Here is a 17,295-nt window from a genome sequence, read left to right on the forward strand (position 1 = left end):
GGCTACATCCTCACCAACAACCACGTGATTGCCGACGCCGACGAGATCCTGGTGCGCCTGGCGGACCGCAGTGAGCTGAAAGCCAAGCTGGTGGGCACCGACCCACGTTCCGACGTGGCCCTGCTGAAAATCGAAGGCAAGGACCTGCCGGTGCTGAAACTGGGCAAATCCCAGGACCTGAAAGCCGGCCAATGGGTCGTCGCCATCGGTTCGCCGTTTGGTTTTGACCATACTGTGACCCAGGGTATCGTCAGCGCCATCGGTCGCAGCCTGCCGAACGAAAACTACGTGCCGTTCATCCAGACCGACGTGCCGATCAACCCGGGCAACTCCGGCGGTCCGTTGTTCAACCTGGCGGGTGAAGTCGTTGGCATCAACTCGCAGATCTACACCCGCTCCGGTGGTTTCATGGGCGTTTCGTTCGCGATTCCGATCGATGTGGCCATGGACGTTTCGAACCAGCTGAAAACCGGTGGCAAAGTCAGCCGCGGCTGGCTGGGGGTGGTGATCCAGGAAGTGAACAAGGACCTGGCTGAATCCTTCGGTCTCGACAAGCCGGCCGGTGCCCTGGTCGCGCAGATCCAGGACGATGGCCCTGCTGCCAAAGGTGGCCTGCAAGTCGGTGACGTGATCCTGAGCATGAACGGCCAGCCGATCGTCATGTCTGCGGACTTGCCACACCTGGTGGGCGCGCTCAAGGCCGGCAGCAAGGCCAAGCTGGAAGTGATTCGTGACGGCAAGCGCCAGAACGTCGAACTGACCGTCGGTGCTATCCCGGAAGAAGGCGCGGCGCTGGATGCGCTGGGCAACAGCAAGCCAGGTGCCGAGCGCAGCAGCAATCGCCTGGGCATTGCTGTAGTCGAGTTGACCGACGAACAGAAAAAGAGCTTCGACCTCAAGAGCGGTGTAGTGATCAAGGAAGTCCAGGACGGTCCTGCCTCCCTGATCGGCCTGCAACCAGGTGATGTCATCACCCACCTGAACAACCAGGCTATCAACTCCACCAAAGAGTTCACCGACATCGCCAAGGCGCTGCCGAAGAACCGTTCGGTGTCGATGCGCGTCCTGCGTCAGGGGCGTGCCAGCTTCATTACCTTCAAACTGGCCGAGTAATCCGCTAGTCCAATAAAAAGCCCCGCTCTCGATGTTCGAGAGCGGGGCTTTTTTGTGGCTGAAAGGTTTAGCCCATCATGTCTTTGACCATGCGTTCCTGGTCGATCAGTTCACGCTGGCGTGCGTCGATACGTGACGAAAGCGGGAAGTTGCTGCCGGCGCGACGCTTGGCGAAATCCAATTGCTGGATGGCCTGCTTGAAATCTCCCACCAGCGCGAAGTACTCGGCGCGGGCCTGGTGCAGGCCGATGATATTGCCCGACAAGCCACGGGTTTCCGCAACCTGGTACCAGACGTCCGGATCGTCTGGGCGAGACTTCAACAATCCTTCCAGGGCTTTTTCCGCGTCAGCGTTGCGGTTCTGCTTGAGCAGCAGATCCACACGAACCTGGTTCAGCGGATAGTTGCCTGGATATTGCGTCAACATTCGGTCCGTACGCTGCTGGGCATCCGTCAGGCGATTGTTGGTCATGTCCAGCTCGATCTGCGCCAGGTTGTAGGTGATGTCGTTGGGCGCCTTGGCCAGCAGCGGCTTGAGGTTTTCCCGGGCCAGGTTGAACTGGGCACCCTTGATCTGAGCGATGGCGAGGCCATAACGCGCGATATCGTTCTTCGGATTTTCATCCAGCTGGGCCTGGAAACGTTTGGCGGCCAGCCCCGGGGTGTCTTCGTAATACAGTTGCACTCGAGCACGGATCAGTTGATAGCGCAGGCTGTCCTCAATGCCACCCAGCTTGGCTTGCTCCGCACGGTTGCGGGTGTCGGCGATCCGCGATTCGGTTACCGGGTGAGTCAGCAGGAATTCAGGCGGCTTGGCATCGAAACGGTACTGGCGCATCAAGCGCTCGAACATGGTTGGCATGGACCGTGGGTCGTAGCCGGCTTTCTCCAGGTTGAGAATGCCGATGCGGTCAGCCTCTTGCTCGTTTTGCCGGGAAAAGCGCCGTTGCTCCTGGATCGCGGCGGCCTGGCTGCCGGCGATCGCGGCAATGCCCGCATCGCCTGCGCCAGCGGCGGCAGCGATGATGCCGCCGAGCAGCGCAGCCATCATCGGGATCTGCATGCGCTGCTGTGCTTCCACGCCTCGTGCGAAGTGACGCTGGGACAAGTGAGCCAGTTCGTGGGCCAGTACCGAGGCATATTCGCCTTCGGTCTGGGCGTTGAGGAACAGGCCGCCGTTGACCCCGACGATACCGCCCGGTGCGGCAAAGGCGTTCAACTGCGGGCTGTTGATCAGAATGAATTCCAGGCGCCGGTCATTGACCTGGCTGGTTTCCACCAGCTTATAAACGCTGGATTCGACGTAATCCTTGAGCTGCGGGTCGTTGAGTTGCGAGACCTGGCCACGCAGGTAGGCCAGCCATGCCCGACCCAGATCGTATTCCTGTTTTGGCGAGACAATGGCAGAACTGGCGTCGCCAAGTGACGGCAGGTCGTCGGCGAAGCCTGGAGAGGCAAGCAGGCAAGCCAGCGTCAGCAGGGTAGGGCGCAAAAAAGTCATGCACAAAGCCTTTCGACAAAGAGCTTACTGTAGCCGGACACTGAGCTTCGGACCAGATATTCTAAGCGCCCTCGACGCCCACCCGGAGTTAGACCATGACCGACGCTGTAGCCTTCGATGCCGAACTGGATGCCAGTGGCCTTAACTGCCCGCTGCCCTTGCTCAAGGCCAAGCTGGAGCTCAATCGGCTGGCCAGCGGCGCGGTGCTCAAGGTGATCGCCACGGACGCTGGCTCCCAGCGGGACTTTCGTACGTTTGCCAAGCTGGCCGGCCACACCCTGCTGCATGAAGAAGACGAAGCGGGCGTCTATCGTTACTGGTTGCGCAAGGCCTGAATCGCTTGAATATGCTGTCCTTATCGCCTGAGGTTTATTGATGTTCAAAGTGTTACGTGACTGGATTCAGCGCTACTTCTCCGACGAAGAAGCCGTGGTGCTGGCCGTCCTGCTGTTTCTTGCCTTTACGGCCGTGCTCACTTTGGGCGGCATGCTGGCGCCGGTACTGGCGGGGATGGTGCTGGCGTACCTGATGCAAGGCCTGGTCTCCATCCTGGAGCGTCTGCGCTTGCCGGGTGGGGCAGCGGTGGGTCTAGTGTTTGCCTTGTTCATGGGGCTGTTGCTGGTATTTATCGTGATCGTGGTGCCTTTGCTGTGGCACCAGTTGATCACCTTGTTCAACGAGCTACCGGGCATGCTCGCCAAGTGGCAGTCATTGCTGCTGCTGTTGCCTGAGCGCTATCCGCACCTGGTGTCGGACGAGCAGGTCCTGCAGGCCATTGAGGTGGCTCGCGGCGAAATCGGAAAGTTCGGACAATGGGCGCTGACCTTTTCCCTTTCGAGCTTGCCGCTGCTGGTCAACATCATGATCTACCTGGTACTGGTGCCGATCCTGGTGTTTTTCTTCCTCAAGGACCGCGAGATGATCGGTCGCTGGGTGCGTGGCTATCTGCCCCGTGAGCGTGCGCTGATTACCCGGGTCGCCGAGGAAATGAACCGGCAGATTGCCAACTACATCCGCGGCAAGGTTATCGAGATTTTTATCTGCGGTGGCGTCACTTACATCGGTTTTGTCGCGCTGGGGCTTAACTACGCTGCCCTGTTGGCGCTGCTGGTGGGTGTTTCAGTGGTGGTGCCATACGTTGGCGCGGTGGTGGTGACGGTGCCGGTGATGTTGATCGCGCTGTTCCAGTGGGGCTGGAGTGATCAGTTCATCTACCTGATGGCGGTGTACGGCATCATCCAGGTGCTGGACGGCAACGTGCTGGTGCCGCTGCTGTTCTCCGAGGCGGTGAACCTGCATCCGGTGGCGATCATCTGTGCGGTGTTGTTGTTTGGCGGGTTGTGGGGCTTCTGGGGGGTGTTCTTTGCGATTCCCCTGGCGACGCTGTTCAAGGCGGTGCTGGATGCCTGGCCTCGGCAGGAGCCTGTTGTAGCGCCGTTACTCTGATATTTGTGGTGCCGGTGCATGGCCTCATCGCGGGCAAGCCCGGCTCCCACATTGACTGAATTGTCCTGTCGAACAATGATCACAGGTGGGAGCTGGCTTGGCTGCGATAGCTATTTCAAAGCCAGCAGGTGAATCAAGCCTGGTTCAGCGCCTGCGCCGCTTCGAGCACTGCATCCACATGGCCCGGCACTTTCACACCGCGCCATTCCTGGCGCAGTACGCCATTCTTGTCGATCAGGAAGGTGCTGCGATCAACACCCAGGTATTCCTTGCCATACAGCTTCTTCAGCTTGATCACATCAAACAGCTGGCAAACCGCTTCGTCCTTGTCGCTGATAAGCTCAAAGGGGAATTCCTGCTTTGCCTTGAAGTTCTCGTGGGACTTCACGCTGTCCCGGGACACGCCAAACACCTCGGTGTTGGCCGCCTTGAACGCAGCATGCTGGTCACGGAAGCCCTGGCCTTCAGTGGTGCAGCCCGGGGTGCTGTCTTTCGGGTAGAAGTAGATCACCACTTGCTTGCCCTTGAGCCCGGCGAGGCTGAAGGTTTGCCCGCTGGTGGCCTGGGCTTCGAAGTCGGCTACCGGTTGGTCGATCACTACAGACATGAAGACTTCCTTACATAGGGTTCTGTGGGCGCCAAGGCTCGATCAGTGCGTCGAGGTTCAGGGCATCGGCGAAATCCAGGAACTGGTCGCGCAGCCAACTGATCTGTACGCCGGCCGGCAAGGTCACGGTAAAGGTGGCGTTGAGCATGGTGCCGCCGGTCTGCGGAGCCTGATAGGTGTCGCAGGTCAGGTTTTCCAGCTCGACGTTGTGGTCGATAAAGAACTGGCACAGCTCGTTGACGATGTCCGAGCGGTAGGCCGAACTGACATAGGCCACGTAGGGCAGGGCCTGTGGACGGTTTTCCAGGGCGGCGCTGCGCACCACGTTGACCGTGAAGTCATGCTTCTTCGCCAAACCCGGTAAACCGGTTTCAAGGCGGGCCAGGGCATCCCAGGTCCCGGAAATCTGCAGGACCAGCGCACTGCACTCGCCATGGCGGGTCAGGCGGGAGGTCACGACGGCGCAGCGGTTTTCATGGCTGGCGCGGCACAGGACGTTAGTCAGCTCCATGGGGTTGGCGCCGAGGGCACTGATGACAAGGAATTGTTCGCGGACTGTGGGGGTGGACATGCAGCCTTCCTAAAGCGATGAGCGGTCGATACGATGCAAGCGGTATCAATCAAAGGATGAAGGGTAGCGAAAACCATCGCCAAGGGCTAGGAGGTGGCGTTTTCATTACGTAATCAGCTTCATCAAACCCCGCTTTGGCAGAATGATGGCGCTGCTGCGAACTAAGTTGATCCAGAACGCATCCTCAGGCGGTACTTCGCTTGTACAAGCATCTTGGCGCCAGTACCATTACCGCTCTCTTTTTCCGGCAGGAGCGGTTGCATGATTGCGGGCAGTATGGTGGCACTGGTCACACCCATGGATGCACAAGGTAATCTCGACTGGGACAGCCTGGGCAAACTGGTGGACTTCCACCTGCAAGAGGGCACCAACGCCATCGTGGCGGTCGGCACCACAGGTGAATCGGCCACACTGGATGTGGAAGAACACATCGAAGTGATCGAGTTCGTGGTCAAGCGCGTTGCAGGGCGCATTGCTGTCATCGCCGGCACGGGCGCCAATTCGACCCGCGAAGCGATCGAATTGACCAGCAACGCCAAGAAAGCCGGCGCCGATGCCTGCCTGCTGGTGACGCCGTACTACAACAAGCCGACCCAGGAAGGCCTGTACCTGCACTTCCGCGCCGTTGCCGAAGCGGTCGATATCCCGCAGATCCTCTACAACGTACCCGGTCGCACCGCCTGCGACATGAAGGCCGAGACCGTGATCCGCCTGTCCACCGTACCGAACATCATCGGTATCAAGGAAGCCACCGGTGACCTGCAGCGCGCCAAGGACATCCTGGCCGGCGTCAGCAGCGACTTCCTGGTGTACTCCGGTGACGACGCCACGGCGGTCGAGCTGATCCTGCTGGGCGGCAAAGGCAACATCTCGGTGACTGCCAACGTTGCACCGCGCGCCATGAGCGAGCTGTGTGCCGCGGCCATCGCCGGTGATGCGGTCAAGGCCCGGGCGATCCACGAACAACTGGCACCGCTCAACAAAACCCTGTTTATCGAATCCAACCCTATCCCCGTGAAATGGGCGCTGCATGAGATGGGCCTGATGCCGGACGGTATCCGTCTGCCGCTCACCTGGCTCAGCGAAGCCTGTCACGAACCGCTGCGACAGGCCCTGCGCCAGTCCGGCGTCCTGGTTTAATTGAGGAAGCACTACGCATGAAGCGATTGGCCGGACTTTCCGCACTTGCCTTGATTATCTCCAGCACCAGTGGCTGCGGTTGGATCTGGGGCCCGGAAGGCTACTTCCGCGACCGCGGTAGCGATTACCTGGAAGCCCAACAAACCGCCCCGATGAAATTGCCGTCGGACGTCAATGTCGCCAAGCGCCTTGACCCGTTGCTGCCGATTCCGCGCAACGTGGCCGACGACACCGTCAAGGGTGAATACGAAGTGCCGCGTCCACAGCCGTTGTCGGCCGTGGCCGACGCCAGTGACTACAGCCTGCAGAAGAGCGGCGACACCCGTTGGGTCATGGCCCAGCGCCCACCTGCCGAAGTCTGGCCGGTGGCGGTCCAGTTCTTCCAGGACAACGGTTTCCGCATTGACGAACAACGCCCGCAGACCGGTGAATTCACCACCGCGTGGCAGCACACCAGCGAACTGTCGGCATCCATGGCCAAGCGCCTGCAGGCCGGTGGCGTAGCCAATGACAGCGAAGCCCGCATCCGCGTGCGTATCGAGCCAGGCGTGCAACGCAACACCAGTGAAGTCTACGTAGTCAGCGCCGAGCGTCCTGCCGGCAGCACCGCCAACGTCGACTTCACCCCACGTTCGGTCAACACCGGCGTGGACGCTGCCCTGGTCGACGAAATGCTCGCCAGCATGAGCCGTATTTCCGAGAAGGGCGGCTCCGTCTCCCTGCTCGCCGCCGGTAGCTTTGACACACCTAGCCGCGTCAGCCTCAGCGAAGACGGCAGCGGCAACGTGGTGCTCAACCTGGGTGAAGACCTGGACCGCGCCTGGTCGAGTGTCGGCCGCGCGCTGGAGCACGGCGAATGGCGCGTTGAAGACATCAACCGCAGCCTGGGCCTGTACTACATCAACCTGGCCGAAAAAGCCGAGAAGAAAGACGACGAGCCAGGTTTCTTCAGCAAGTTGTTCGGCAGCAAGCCGACCAAGGAAGAGATCGAGACCCGCGCCGAGCGTTACCAGGTTCGTTTGAGCAAGGTAGGCGAAAGCGTGCAAGTCACCGTCGAGAAAAACATCAACACCGTGGCGCCGGCAGAAGTGGCGCGCAAAGTGTTGGGCGTGATTCAGGACAACCTGGGCTGATCCGATGCGTTTTGCCGTTCTCGGCAGCGGTAGCCAAGGGAACGGCACGCTTGTAGCCCATGACGACACGTACGTCCTGGTGGATTGTGGTTTCTCCCTGCGGGAAACCGAGCGGCGCCTGCTGCGCCTGGGGGTTCACCCCGCGCAGCTGAGCGCGATTCTGGTGACCCACGAACATGCCGACCACGTGCATGGCGTGGGTTTGCTGTCTCGGCGCTACAATCTTCCGGTGTACCTGAGTCGCGGCACCTTGCGCGGGATGCGCAAACCGATTGAGCCCGCAGGTTTGCTGGCCGGTGGCGAACAATTGCAGATCGGTGCCTTGAGCATCGATGTGATTGAAGTGGCCCACGATGCCCAGGAACCGACGCAATACGTATTCAGTGACGGTGAACGGCGTTTTGGCCTGCTCACTGACCTGGGTTCGTACTGCGCCAAGGTGCTGGACGGTTACCGGGACCTCGACGCATTGATGATCGAGTCCAACCACTGCCGTGACCTGCTTGCGCGTGGCCACTACCCGGCCTTTCTCAAGCAGCGGGTCGGCGGGCAGTTTGGACATTTGAACAACCACCAGGCGGCGTACCTGGTGTATGAGTTGGGCTGGCAAGACCTGCAACACCTGGTCCTGGCCCACCTGAGCAGCAAGAACAACCTGCCGCAGCTGGCCCGGCAATGTTTTGTCGACACCCTTGGGTGCGACCCGGACTGGCTGCAACTGGCCGATCAAGATTCAGGGCTCGACTGGCGACACATCGCCTAGCCCACCTACTTAGCAAGCGGAGCCCATCATGGAAAAACGTGAAGAACTCTACCGCGGCAAAGCCAAATCGGTTTACAAGACCGACGACGCCAACCGCTTGATCCTGCTGTTTCGCAACGACACCTCGGCGTTCGACGGCAAGCGCATCGAACAGCTCGACCGCAAAGGCATGGTGAACAACAAGTTCAACGCCTTCATCATGCAGAAACTCGAAGCGGCCGGCATTCCGACCCAATTCGACAAACTGCTGGGCGACAACGAATGCCTGGTGAAAAAACTCGACATGATCCCGGTCGAGTGCGTCGTGCGTAACTATGCGGCCGGCAGCCTGGTGAAGCGTTTGGGCGTGGAGGAGGGCCTCAAGCTCAACCCCTACACCTTCGAACTGTTCCTGAAAGACGACGCCAAGGGTGACCCGTTCATCAACGAATCCCACGTGGTGGCGTTCGGTTGGGGCACCGCTGAGCAACTGGCTCGCATGAAGGAGCTGTCGCTGAAGGTCAACGACGTCCTGAGCAAACTGTTCGACGACGCCGGCCTGCTGCTGGTGGACTTCAAACTCGAATTCGGCGTGTTCCACGACGGCTCCATCGTCCTGGGCGACGAATTCAGCCCTGACGGCTGCCGCCTGTGGGACAAAGACACTCGCAAGAAGATGGATAAAGACCGCTTCCGCCAGGGCCTCGGTGATGTCATCGAAGCCTACGAAGAAGTCGCCAATCGTCTCGGCGTACCGCTGTAACCGACGCAAGCATCTGATAGCACGGAAAAAAATCGCTTTGGCGCTTTGCTTCCAGGAAACAGGCTGTTATGATGCGCGCCGTTGGAGAGATGCCAGAGTGGCCGAATGGGACGGATTCGAAATCCGTTGTACCTTCACCGGTACCTAGGGTTCGAATCCCTATCTCTCCGCCATTATTGAAAAATGAAAAACCCCCGATAACTTCAATGTTGTCGGGGGTTTTTTGCTTTCAGTCAGAAACTGCATAATGAATTCTGCTACGGTCTTCGTTAATTGGCGCTTCGGACATCGGTCATGAATTTTAAAAAAGTACTGGCGCATTTGCAGGCTGAAGTTCCCGAGCTATTGGCTGTGTATGTGTTCGGTAGCCAAGTGACGGGTGAGGCAGGTAGTGAGAGTGATCTGGATGTTGCGGTCCTTTCTGCGGGAGTGGTCGAGCCTTTATTGCTATGGCAGCTTTCTGGGGAGTTGGCCGATATCGTTGGAGTTCCCGTCGACTTGCTTGATTTGCGCGCAGCCTCAACAGTAATGCAATACCAAGTATTGACCACTGGGCGTCGGCTCTGGTCCGGGAACGTCCAGGCGGGTCTATTCGAGAGCTACGTCCTGAGCGAAAAAACCGCGCTGGACACGGCAAGGGCTGAGTTGTTGGCGGATATCCAGAAGGAAGGGAAAGTTTATGGTCGATGATGTTCTCATCAATAAAGCAGCCAGTATTGAGCGTTGCGTTGCGCGCGCCCGTCAGGAATACGATAAGGATCCCACCAGCTTCACCACCGATTTCACGCGCCAGGATGCGGCGATTTTGAATATTCAGCGTGCCTGTGAGGCAGCGCTGGACATGGGCCAGCACTTGATTCGTCGTGAGCGCCTGGGTGTTCCACAAGGAGCTCGTGACGTGTTTGAGTTGTTATGTCAGGGCGGTTGGGTCAATCCTGCGTTGCTGACCAACCTGAAGAACATGGTCGGGTTTCGTAACATTGCTGTTCACGAGTACCAGACGCTTCAATTGCCGATTACTGTAGCGATCATTACAAAACACCTGGATGAGTTTCTAGCATTTAGTTCGCATATTTTGACCAAGGATGCGGGGTTGGAAAATAAACAAGTCTAATCTGTAAATTTTCCATCCCTCTGAATAAGTTTTCCTGCTGCGGTGTTCACCACACAGACCACTCAGGAAACGCCCATGAACAATCCCGCCGACCGCTACGACCGCCTGACCCGCACCTTCCACTGGCTGACCGCCGCCCTGGTGATCTTCATGTTCGCCAGCGCCCACGTCTGGGAAAACCTGGAAAAAGGCACGCCACTGCGCAAGGGCCTGCAATCGGTCCATATCTCCCTGGGCATCGCCATGGCGGTGCTGATCGCTGCACGTATCCTCTGGCGTGTGTTCGGCGGCAATCACCCAAAGGCCGACAATCACCCTGCGCTTAACGTGGCCGCCAAAATCGCCCACGGCTGTCTATACCTGTTGTTACTGACGCAGGTGACCCTGGGCTTCCTGTTCCGCTGGGCCCAGGGCGAGCCCTTCAACTTTTTCGGACTGTTCCCGGTGCCAGCGCCTTTTGTGATCGATCACGAATTGCGAGGCACTCTGGGTGGCCTGCACAACAATGTCGCCTGGGCGATCATCGTACTCGCCGGGCTGCATGCCTGCGCCGCGCTGTGGCATCACTACATCCAGCGCGACAGCACGTTGCGCCGCATGCTGCCGGCCCCTCGTGGCGATCTTCCCTACTGAGTTTGCTGCTGTACTTTCCCTATCGTTACGGAGCATGAATGCCATGAAGAATCGTCCCGAGCACGCCGTTGGTTACCGCACCGCTTTGTTCTTTGGCGCCTGTATGGCCGCCGCGCTATTGGCCGGCCAGGCCCATGCCTCCGGTGACGAATCGGCGCCGCCCAAGCCCAACTGCCCCAAAGGCCAGGTCTGGGATACCAAGACCGGCAAGTGCGTGCTGCAAACCAGCAAGGCCACGTCGGACGCCGACCGCACCGACTACGCCTATCGCCTGGCCAAGGACGGGCGTTATGAAGAAGCCTTGTCACTGCTCGACACCCTGCACAACCCGAACACCGCCAAGGCCCTGAACTACCGCGGCTACGCCACCCGCAAACTGGGGCGCACCGATGAAGGCATCAGCTACTACCTGAAGTCCGTGGCACTGGACCCCAACTATGCACAAGTCCGTGAGTACCTGGGGGAAGCCTACGTCATCAAGGGCCGTGTGGACCTGGCCCAGGAGCAACTGGTGAAGATCAAGGCGTTGTGCAGCACCACCTGCGAAGAGTACGAAGACCTGGCTGAAGCCATCGCCGCCGCGCCTCAGGCTTGAACCTGTGAGCGAACAGTCGGGAGATTGCCATCACCACAGACGCTGAGTTGCGCCGAGAGTTGAGCCAGCTGTTGCCACGTTTATGGCGATACGGGCTGGTGCTGTCGCGACAAAAGCATGTGGCTGATGACCTGGTGCAAGCCACCTGCGTGCGGGCGTTGGAGCGTGCAGGCCAGTTCGTGGCTGGCACGCGGCTGGACCGCTGGTTGCTGACGATCATGCATTCGATCTGGCTTAACGAATTGCGCGCCCAGCGAGTACGGCAAGGGCAGGGGTTTGTCGACGCCGAGCAGGCGTTGTCGTTCGACGGTGAAGCCCTGGCTCAGGACCAGGTCCTGGCCGCGCAGGTGATCAAGCGCGTCAATGCATTACCCGAAGCGCAGCGGGAGACTGTTTTTCTGGCCTACGTCGAAGGCCTCTCATACAAGGAAATTGCCGAAGTCCTGCATATTCCCGTAGGAACGGTGATGAGCCGGTTGGCCGCTGCACGCATGAAGCTGGCTGAAACTGCGCACTCAAGCGGCTTGTTGGATAAATCGAGCGGAGAACGACGATGACTCAAAATACACCACCGTCGGATGAACTGCTGGTGGCTTACCTGGACGGTGAGTTAGACCCTCGGCAGCGTCAGGTTATCGATAACCTGCTGGGGATCGATCCTGCCGTGACCGCCCGCTTGGAGCTGCTCAAGCGCGGCCACTTGCCGTTCAAATCAGCCTTCGATTCGGTTCTCGATCAAGCCCCTGCAGAGCGTTTGCAGGTGATGCTCGATGCCTTGCCGCCGGCACAAACACCCACCCTGAGTCGACGCAAATTTCTCGCGGTAGCAGCAAGCTTTGCGGTGGCCGGTGTGGTCGCTGATCGATTGTTCATGACCTGGCCCCGGCCTGAGCCCGGTTCGGGCTGGCGTGCCTCGGTGGCCGAATACATGGCGCTGTATACGCCCCAGACCCTGGAAAACCTCAGCGCCGATCCCGACTCCCATATCGCCCAGCTGAGTTCGGTCGGGACCCAGCTCGGCCTGTCGTTGAACCCGGATGCAGTACACCTGCCTGGCGCCGAATTTCGCCGCGCACAAATCCTTGATTATGACGGCGTACTGATCGGCCAACTGACCTACCTCGACGCGCGCCACGGCCCGCTGGCGCTGTGCATTACGGCGGCGAAAAAAGGTGCGGTGGCCATGGCCACCGAACAGCGCCGGGGCATGAACGTGGTGTTTTGGTCCAGCCCGTCCCATGCGTTCATGTTGATTGGCAGAAACCCGTTCGAGGATTTGCAGATCATGGCGCGCAGTGCCGAGAAGGCTTTGTCGGCATAGCTTCAATGAGACGATGAGGGCGTCTGCAACGCCCGCCACCGAGCCGGCGTCGTCCCCTCCCAGGAACGAAACGCACGATAAAACGAGTTGGTATCTTCGTAGCCCACCAGGCACGCGATCTCGTCTATCTCAATCGACGGCTCGGTGAGCAGATGCCGCACCACTTCCTGGCGGGTTTCCAGCATCAGTTGCCTGAAACTGGTGCCGGCCTCGGTAATGCGCCGTTGCAACGTACGTTCGCTCATGCCCAGCTCCCGCGCTACCTCGACCATCTCGGGGCGGCCACTGGCCAGGACGCGCTTGAGGGTGATCTTGACCTGATGGCTGATGCTGGCCGGTGTCGAGGCCTCCGCAAGCGCTGCCACCAGGCCCGGGTTCAGCATTTCGAGCATTTGCGGGTTGTACCCCGGAAAAGGTCGGTCCAGATCGGCGGCGTCCAGTATCAGCGCGTTGCGCCCGGCACCAAAACGCACGGAGCAACCGAAAAACTCGGCCAGTGCACGGCTGCCATCGTCCGGGCGAACCAGTTCGACCTGCAGGGGAGTGATCTGCGTCCGTGCTCCCCGTCGCCCCAATTCAACAAACGTCGCAAACGCCGCATCCACCAGCAGCGCAGGCGGTAATTCTGGCGTGTGCAACCAGTCGATGGTCACCGTACAGGTACGGCCATCCTCGCAAACCTGCAGGCGCTCGGGTGTGCACAATTGCTTGAAGCGGGCGAGACGGTGCAGGCCATCGCGATAATCCCGGGCGATAAAAGCGGCAAAGCTGGAGGGTGGAAGCGCGGTGATATCCAGCCGCGTCACCAGTAATATCCCGACAGCCGGATCAGGATTAAGTATGCGCACCGCCTCCCACAAGCGAAAGAACTCCAGCGTCGTCACCTGCCGCCGGTCTCGCCGCTCGCGGATATGCAGGGTCATGGGCAAGCGTGCCTGACGCAACACCACCGACGGCTCCAGCCCGACGCTCTGCAGCGCCAGCCAGAACACATCCGGTATGTTGAAACGGGGTTGGGTCGCGTCAGGCATGCGGCACCTTTTTCAAAAGCGTGAGATTAATCCGAGGCCGACACGCTGAGGTCATGCCACTTTTTATCCGACTCGGCCAAGTCTGCTGCTGCCCGGGCGGCGTATTGCACGGCATCGCTGCCGATCAGCAAGCGTAGCGGGGCGTCTTTGTTCAGTGCCAGCTCCAGCACGATTTCGGCAACCCGGTCCGGACCCGTCGGCAGGATGCCGGGGGAGTTGAGCAATTCAACCAGGGCGCCGACCGTTTGTTGGTAGGGCTCACTGATGGCCGGAATCGTCATGGAACTGCCCGACCAGTCCGTGCGCATGCCGCCCGGCTCCAGCACGGTCACCTGGATGCCCAGTGGTGTGACTTCCTGTGCCAGTACTGTGGAAAATCCACCGACTGCCCATTTCGCACTCTGATACGCGGCCAGGCCGGCCATGCCGATGCGGCCACCCAACGACGATACCTGGAAGATATGCCCACGGCCCTGGGCGCGCAGCACCGGCACCACCGCCTTGCTCACGTGCACCACACCATAGAAGTTGGTGCTGATCTGCGCGGAAAAATCCTCCAGCGTCACATCTTCCACCGACGCCAGGTCACCGTAGCCGGCGTTATTGACCACCACATCCAGGCGACCAAAATGTTTCACCGCGGCATCCACCGCTTCCAGCACCTGCTGGTTATTGGTCACGTCCAGCGTGACCGGATAAATCGCCTCGCCGTATTCGGCCACCAGGTCATCCAACTGCTTGGGATTGCGCGCGGTGGCAACCACACGATCACCGGCGCGCAGGGCGGCTACGGTAATCGAGCGGCCGAGGCCGCGGGAACTGCCGGTGATAAACCATATCCTGGACATTCGAACACCTCTTCGTTTGAGACTGCGGGAGTAACTTGTGAACGAATGATGGTCGACGGGCCTCTCTCATACACTAGCAAGAGGCCGCCAAGTGACTTGCATATCACGCCATTTATTCTGCGGCCAACCGTGCCGACAGGCTTTCGATAAACACCGTCTCCGCCCGGCTCATCTTCTGCTCACGGTTCCACAGCAGGTGGATATCCACGTCGGTAATCCCTTCGTCTGGCGGCAAGCGCCAGAGCAACCCATGCTTCACATCCTCGGCCACCACATGAATCGGCAGGCAGCCCAGGCCAAACCCGGCAATCACCAACCGCCGAACTTCCTCCAGGCTGGAGGACGACGCCACGATGCGCCCGCTGAAGCCCTGCTGGTCGCGAAAGATCGTCAACGGCGAGAGCATTCCGCCGATCTGGTCGCTGGTAAAACTCACGAAGTTCTCCGACTGCAAATCTCCCTCCGCCAGCCCGGTGCGTCCGAACAACGGGTGATGCCGCCCGCAAAAAAATGCATAACGCTGACGCAGGAACAGGTGCTGCTCCAGCCGTGGTTGCGGCCGGCGATTGAGGCTCAGGCCCAGCGTCGCGGTTTTCTCCAGCAGGGCGGCGACGATGTCAGAGCTGCGCATCACCTCAACGTCCAGGTCGACCCGGGGATGCTGGCGATGGAAGTCCGCCAGGAAGTCATCAAAGGTGTCCGAACTGATCCGGCTGATCATCAGCAACCGCACTTTGCCAAGCACCTCGTCGCCAGGCTTTTGCAGGGCGTTGCTCATCTGCGAGACCTGGCCATACATCTCGCCGGCGATCGCGAAAATCTGCTCGCCGGCTTCGGTCAGCACGAAGCGCGGGCCGCGCCGGGCGATCAACTGGCAGTCGAGCTGTTCTTCCAGGCGCTTGAGCGCCTGGCTGATGGCCGGCTGGGTGAGGTGCAGGCGGGCGGCGGCGCGACTGATGCTCAACTCCTGGCCGATCACCCGGAAGGTGCGCAACAGGTTCCAGTCCAGGCGGTCATTGAGCAGCGGATGAACATCGCGGCGATTTTCAGGCATGTCGACAGCTCGATAATAAGCAGGATTTATAATCGGAATAATAAATAGAAAATTGACTAATCATAGGGCCGAGACGAAAAATCACCCTCAACCAGCGCCATCAGAGCGCGTGCGCCAGACCTTTCTCCTGCCAAAAAAATAACCAAAGGAGCCAGCCCCATGAAGCCTTCCGCTTCGCCGCAGCCGCGCCGTGCCGCGGCCGCCGCTTTCATCGGCACCATGATCGAGTGGTACGACTTTTACATCTACGCCACCGCCGCCGCGCTGGTGTTCGGTCAATTGTTCTTCCCTTCCGACGACAAACTGTTCAGCACCATGGCCGCGTTCGGCACCTTTGCCGTGGGCTTTTTCGCCCGGCCATTGGGCGGCATTGTGTTTGGGCATATCGGTGACCGTATCGGTCGCAAGAAATCCCTGGTGATCACGCTGGTGATGATGGGCGTGGTCACCGTATGTATCGGCCTGTTGCCGACCTACGCGCAGATCGGCGTCGCGGCGCCGGTGTTGCTGGTGCTGCTGCGCATCGTGCAGGGCATCGCCGTTGGCGGCGAGTGGGGCGGGGCGGTGCTGATGGCCGGCGAACATGCACCCAAAGGCCGTCGCAATTTCTTTGCCTCCTTTGCGCAACTGGGTAGCCCGGCGGGTTTGATCCTGTCGTTGCTGGCCTTCAGTGCGGTAACCCGTCTGCCGGAAGCCGACCTGCTCAGTTGGGGCTGGCGCGTGCCGTTCCTGGCCAGTGCCTTGTTGTTGATCGTCGGCCTGGCGATCCGCCTGGGCGTCAACGAATCCCCCGAGTTCTTGGAAGACAAAGCCAAGGCCGAAAAGGCCCGGACCATCACTCAGGATCAGGCCCCGGTCATCGAAGTGCTGAAAACGGCCTGGCGCCCGCTGCTGCTGTGCATCGGTGCCAACACCCTGGGGATTGCCGGGGTGTATTTCACCAACACCTTCATGATTGCCTACACCACCCAGCAACTTAACCTGCCGCGCTCGTTGATTCTGGAATGCCTGTTTGTCGTGGCCATCATCCAGTTCTGTGCCCAGCCGCTGGCGGCCTGGGTGGCGGAGAAGGTCGGTGCCACTCGTTTTCTGTGTGCGATGAGCGTGCTTGCGATGGCCTCGCCTTATCCGATGTTCGTGCTTGTCAGCAGCGGCCAGGCGCCATTGATCATCCTCGGCATCGCCCTGGCCGTGGTGTGCATGGCCTCGTTTTATGCGGTGATTGCCGGCTTCGTCAGCGGCTTGTTCGAAACCCGCGTGCGCTACACCGCCATCTCCCTGGCCTACCAAGTGTGCGGCGCGCTGGCCGGTGGCCTCACGCCGTTGATCGGCACCTGGCTGGCCCATGAATACCAGGGCCAGTGGTGGCCGATGGCAGTGTTCTACAGCGCGATCGCGGCGGTTTCGCTGCTGTGCGTACTCGCGTTGTCCCGTCGTCACGCCACCGCCCACCGTCTTGAAATGGCTTGAAGCGTTTGATTGGAGAATGTGTATGTTGAAGATTAATGGCGAGCGCCTGTGGGCCAGCCTGATGGCCATGGCCGAAATCGGCGCCACGGCCCGCGGTGGCAGTTGCCGCCTGGCGTTGAGCGCCGAAGACCAGGCGGGCCGCGCACTGTTCAGCCGCTGGTGTGAAGAGGCCGGGCTGACCCTGAGCGTCGATGCCATCGGCAACCTGTTCGC

The 17,295-nt window shown here is 60.0% G+C and carries 20 protein-coding genes, 1 tRNA gene and 1 pseudogene; 16 read left to right on the top strand and 6 right to left on the bottom strand.

Annotation, left to right across the window (positions count from 1 at the left end; all coding sequences use genetic code 11):
• Positions 1–1,113, top strand: a 1,113-nt coding sequence (locus HX846_RS21920) for a DegQ family serine endoprotease (RefSeq protein ID WP_178966087.1), incomplete at its 5' end; no start/stop codon positions are given.
• Positions 1,114–1,180: 67 nt separating this feature from the next.
• Here HX846_RS21920 and HX846_RS21925 read toward each other — a convergent pair.
• Positions 1,181–2,614, bottom strand: a complete 1,434-nt coding sequence (locus HX846_RS21925) for a M48 family metalloprotease (RefSeq protein WP_178966088.1) — start codon at positions 2,612–2,614, stop codon at positions 1,181–1,183.
• Positions 2,615–2,709: 95 nt separating this feature from the next.
• On the opposite strand from HX846_RS21925, the gene HX846_RS21930 reads away from it, so the two are divergent.
• Together HX846_RS21930 and HX846_RS21935 are read left to right on the top strand one after the other, a co-directional pair.
• Positions 2,710–2,949, top strand: coding sequence for a sulfurtransferase TusA family protein (locus tag HX846_RS21930; RefSeq protein WP_003211989.1), 240 nt, complete (start codon positions 2,710–2,712; stop codon positions 2,947–2,949).
• A 40-nt stretch (positions 2,950–2,989) separates the two neighbouring features.
• The gene (locus HX846_RS21935; RefSeq protein ID WP_003211986.1) at positions 2,990–4,060 is read left to right on the top strand and encodes an AI-2E family transporter; all 1,071 of its coding nucleotides are present in this window, start codon (positions 2,990–2,992) and stop codon (positions 4,058–4,060) included.
• A gap of 133 nt (positions 4,061–4,193) precedes the next feature.
• Here HX846_RS21935 and HX846_RS21940 read toward each other — a convergent pair whose 3' ends face one another.
• Both HX846_RS21940 and HX846_RS21945 read right to left on the bottom strand, forming a co-directional pair.
• Positions 4,194–4,667: a peroxiredoxin gene (locus tag HX846_RS21940; protein WP_003211984.1), complete on the bottom strand. Its 474-nt coding sequence runs from the start codon at positions 4,665–4,667 to the stop codon at positions 4,194–4,196.
• A 10-nt stretch (positions 4,668–4,677) separates the two neighbouring features.
• The gene (locus tag HX846_RS21945; RefSeq protein ID WP_003172487.1) at positions 4,678–5,238 is read right to left on the bottom strand and encodes a glycine cleavage system protein R; all 561 of its coding nucleotides are present in this window, start codon (positions 5,236–5,238) and stop codon (positions 4,678–4,680) included.
• 261 nt (positions 5,239–5,499) lie between these two features.
• On the opposite strand from HX846_RS21945, the gene dapA reads away from it, so the two are divergent.
• The 11 genes from dapA to HX846_RS22000 all read left to right on the top strand — a co-directional run bounded on the left by dapA (position 5,500) and on the right by HX846_RS22000 (position 12,679).
• Positions 5,500–6,378, top strand: a complete 879-nt coding sequence (dapA, locus tag HX846_RS21950) for a 4-hydroxy-tetrahydrodipicolinate synthase (RefSeq protein WP_003211981.1) — start codon at positions 5,500–5,502, stop codon at positions 6,376–6,378.
• Positions 6,379–6,395: 17 nt separating this feature from the next.
• Positions 6,396–7,511, top strand: a complete 1,116-nt coding sequence (gene bamC / locus HX846_RS21955; protein ID WP_102604223.1) for an outer membrane protein assembly factor BamC — start codon at positions 6,396–6,398, stop codon at positions 7,509–7,511.
• Positions 7,512–7,515: 4 nt separating this feature from the next.
• Positions 7,516–8,274: an MBL fold metallo-hydrolase gene (locus tag HX846_RS21960; RefSeq protein WP_003211977.1), complete on the top strand. Its 759-nt coding sequence runs from the start codon at positions 7,516–7,518 to the stop codon at positions 8,272–8,274.
• Positions 8,275–8,302: 28 nt separating this feature from the next.
• Complete coding sequence (gene purC / locus HX846_RS21965; RefSeq protein ID WP_003211975.1) at positions 8,303–9,016, top strand: phosphoribosylaminoimidazolesuccinocarboxamide synthase; 714 nt, start codon at positions 8,303–8,305, stop codon at positions 9,014–9,016.
• Between the two features lie 83 nt (positions 9,017–9,099).
• Positions 9,100–9,189 (top strand) — tRNA-Ser (locus tag HX846_RS21970).
• Positions 9,190–9,310: 121 nt separating this feature from the next.
• Entirely contained in the window at positions 9,311–9,706 is a 396-nt protein-coding gene (locus tag HX846_RS21975; protein WP_087692601.1) for a nucleotidyltransferase domain-containing protein, read from the top strand.
• The gene (locus HX846_RS21980) at positions 9,696–10,130 is read left to right on the top strand and encodes a DUF86 domain-containing protein (RefSeq protein WP_003211948.1); all 435 of its coding nucleotides are present in this window, start codon (positions 9,696–9,698) and stop codon (positions 10,128–10,130) included. Before HX846_RS21975 ends, HX846_RS21980 begins: the two co-directional genes overlap by 11 nt.
• A 75-nt stretch (positions 10,131–10,205) precedes the next feature.
• A complete protein-coding gene (locus tag HX846_RS21985) occupies positions 10,206–10,763 on the top strand; it encodes a cytochrome b (protein WP_087692600.1) in 558 nt (185 codons plus the stop codon).
• Between the two features lie 43 nt (positions 10,764–10,806).
• Positions 10,807–11,358, top strand: coding sequence for a tetratricopeptide repeat protein (locus HX846_RS21990; protein WP_003211945.1), 552 nt, complete (start codon positions 10,807–10,809; stop codon positions 11,356–11,358).
• 59 nt (positions 11,359–11,417) lie between these two features.
• The gene (locus tag HX846_RS21995; protein WP_003211943.1) at positions 11,418–11,915 is read left to right on the top strand and encodes an RNA polymerase sigma factor; all 498 of its coding nucleotides are present in this window, start codon (positions 11,418–11,420) and stop codon (positions 11,913–11,915) included.
• The gene (locus HX846_RS22000) at positions 11,912–12,679 is read left to right on the top strand and encodes an anti-sigma factor (RefSeq protein ID WP_178966089.1); all 768 of its coding nucleotides are present in this window, start codon (positions 11,912–11,914) and stop codon (positions 12,677–12,679) included. Before HX846_RS21995 ends, HX846_RS22000 begins: the two co-directional genes overlap by 4 nt.
• A 2-nt stretch (positions 12,680–12,681) precedes the next feature.
• Here the strand turns inward: HX846_RS22000 and HX846_RS22005 are convergent, their stop codons facing one another.
• The 3 genes from HX846_RS22005 to HX846_RS22015 form a co-directional block, all read right to left on the bottom strand.
• Positions 12,682–13,710 carry an AraC family transcriptional regulator gene (locus HX846_RS22005; protein WP_178966090.1) on the bottom strand — a complete coding sequence of 343 codons (1,029 nt, stop codon included), beginning with the start codon at positions 13,708–13,710 and terminating at the stop codon, positions 12,682–12,684.
• A gap of 26 nt (positions 13,711–13,736) precedes the next feature.
• Positions 13,737–14,558 (bottom strand): SDR family NAD(P)-dependent oxidoreductase, encoded by an 822-nt coding sequence (locus HX846_RS22010; protein ID WP_008437872.1) that lies wholly within the window; start codon positions 14,556–14,558, stop codon positions 13,737–13,739.
• A gap of 112 nt (positions 14,559–14,670) precedes the next feature.
• Positions 14,671–15,612, bottom strand: coding sequence for a LysR family transcriptional regulator (locus HX846_RS22015; protein WP_003211934.1), 942 nt, complete (start codon positions 15,610–15,612; stop codon positions 14,671–14,673).
• Between the two features lie 159 nt (positions 15,613–15,771).
• Between HX846_RS22015 and HX846_RS22020 the strand changes: the two genes are divergently transcribed.
• On the top strand, positions 15,772–17,082 hold the full coding sequence (locus HX846_RS22020; protein ID WP_178966091.1) for an MFS transporter: 1,311 nt from the start codon (positions 15,772–15,774) through the stop codon (positions 17,080–17,082).
• Positions 17,083–17,104: 22 nt separating this feature from the next.
• A pseudogene (locus HX846_RS22025) lies at positions 17,105–17,295 on the top strand (Zn-dependent hydrolase); the annotation flags it as partial.

Origin of the sequence: Pseudomonas sp. K5002 (assembly GCF_013386655.1) — a bacterium.
Lineage (GTDB): Bacteria > Pseudomonadota > Gammaproteobacteria > Pseudomonadales > Pseudomonadaceae > Aquipseudomonas.

What these genes read in the sequence shown, in the direction of transcription:
- HX846_RS21925 (WP_178966088.1), bottom strand. Translation starts at nt 2,614, where the DNA reads ATGACTTTTTTGCGCCCTACCCTGCTGACGCTGGCTTGCCTGCTTGCC.
- HX846_RS21930 (WP_003211989.1), top strand. Translation starts at nt 2,710, where the DNA reads ATGACCGACGCTGTAGCCTTCGATGCCGAACTGGATGCCAGTGGCCTT.
- HX846_RS21935 (WP_003211986.1), top strand. Translation starts at nt 2,990, where the DNA reads ATGTTCAAAGTGTTACGTGACTGGATTCAGCGCTACTTCTCCGACGAA.
- HX846_RS21940 (WP_003211984.1), bottom strand. Translation starts at nt 4,667, where the DNA reads ATGTCTGTAGTGATCGACCAACCGGTAGCCGACTTCGAAGCCCAGGCC.
- HX846_RS21945 (WP_003172487.1), bottom strand. Translation starts at nt 5,238, where the DNA reads ATGTCCACCCCCACAGTCCGCGAACAATTCCTTGTCATCAGTGCCCTC.
- dapA (WP_003211981.1), top strand. Translation starts at nt 5,500, where the DNA reads ATGATTGCGGGCAGTATGGTGGCACTGGTCACACCCATGGATGCACAA.
- bamC (WP_102604223.1), top strand. Translation starts at nt 6,396, where the DNA reads ATGAAGCGATTGGCCGGACTTTCCGCACTTGCCTTGATTATCTCCAGC.
- HX846_RS21960 (WP_003211977.1), top strand. Translation starts at nt 7,516, where the DNA reads ATGCGTTTTGCCGTTCTCGGCAGCGGTAGCCAAGGGAACGGCACGCTT.
- purC (WP_003211975.1), top strand. Translation starts at nt 8,303, where the DNA reads ATGGAAAAACGTGAAGAACTCTACCGCGGCAAAGCCAAATCGGTTTAC.
- HX846_RS21975 (WP_087692601.1), top strand. Translation starts at nt 9,311, where the DNA reads ATGAATTTTAAAAAAGTACTGGCGCATTTGCAGGCTGAAGTTCCCGAG.
- HX846_RS21980 (WP_003211948.1), top strand. Translation starts at nt 9,696, where the DNA reads ATGGTCGATGATGTTCTCATCAATAAAGCAGCCAGTATTGAGCGTTGC.
- HX846_RS21985 (WP_087692600.1), top strand. Translation starts at nt 10,206, where the DNA reads ATGAACAATCCCGCCGACCGCTACGACCGCCTGACCCGCACCTTCCAC.
- HX846_RS21990 (WP_003211945.1), top strand. Translation starts at nt 10,807, where the DNA reads ATGAAGAATCGTCCCGAGCACGCCGTTGGTTACCGCACCGCTTTGTTC.
- HX846_RS22000 (WP_178966089.1), top strand. Translation starts at nt 11,912, where the DNA reads ATGACTCAAAATACACCACCGTCGGATGAACTGCTGGTGGCTTACCTG.
- HX846_RS22005 (WP_178966090.1), bottom strand. Translation starts at nt 13,710, where the DNA reads ATGCCTGACGCGACCCAACCCCGTTTCAACATACCGGATGTGTTCTGG.
- HX846_RS22010 (WP_008437872.1), bottom strand. Translation starts at nt 14,558, where the DNA reads ATGTCCAGGATATGGTTTATCACCGGCAGTTCCCGCGGCCTCGGCCGC.
- HX846_RS22015 (WP_003211934.1), bottom strand. Translation starts at nt 15,612, where the DNA reads ATGCCTGAAAATCGCCGCGATGTTCATCCGCTGCTCAATGACCGCCTG.
- HX846_RS22020 (WP_178966091.1), top strand. Translation starts at nt 15,772, where the DNA reads ATGAAGCCTTCCGCTTCGCCGCAGCCGCGCCGTGCCGCGGCCGCCGCT.